1 pseudogene is annotated in these 340 nt (G+C 62.6%); it reads right to left on the bottom strand.

Going from position 1 to position 340, the window contains the following annotated elements:
* A pseudogene (locus L692_RS29040) lies at positions 1-235 on the bottom strand (UDP-N-acetylglucosamine 2-epimerase (non-hydrolyzing)); the annotation flags it as partial.
* Between the last annotated feature and the right edge of the window lie 105 nt (positions 236-340).

Raw genomic sequence — 340 nt, 5'->3', positions numbered from 1 at the left:
CCAGCCCGCCGAACATGGCGGCCAGTTGTCCTCCGAGTCCCGCCTGCTTCTCCTGAAGCACATAATCCGGCGCCCGCAGCCTAAGCTCCTCGAAGAAAATACCGCTCAGGCTGGCGGTGAAATTCTGGCCCGTATGCACCAGCACATGGCGGTCCGCATACCGGTCCAGAAGCGGAATAATCCTGCTCAGGCGGATGATTTCGGGCCTCGTGCCCAGAATGGTCATAATTTTCACGCGATCACCCCCTGCTTGAATCTTGATCGTCAAGAATCTCCTTCCGCGCACCGCACCGCTACCGGCGGCGCGCCGCAGCGCTGCGGCGCCTGCGGGATGCCCGCC

It is taken from the genome of Paenibacillus forsythiae T98 (assembly GCF_000520735.1).
Taxonomy (GTDB): domain Bacteria; phylum Bacillota; class Bacilli; order Paenibacillales; family Paenibacillaceae; genus Paenibacillus_AQ; species Paenibacillus_AQ forsythiae.
This window is presented reverse-complemented; position numbering and strand designations above follow the sequence as displayed.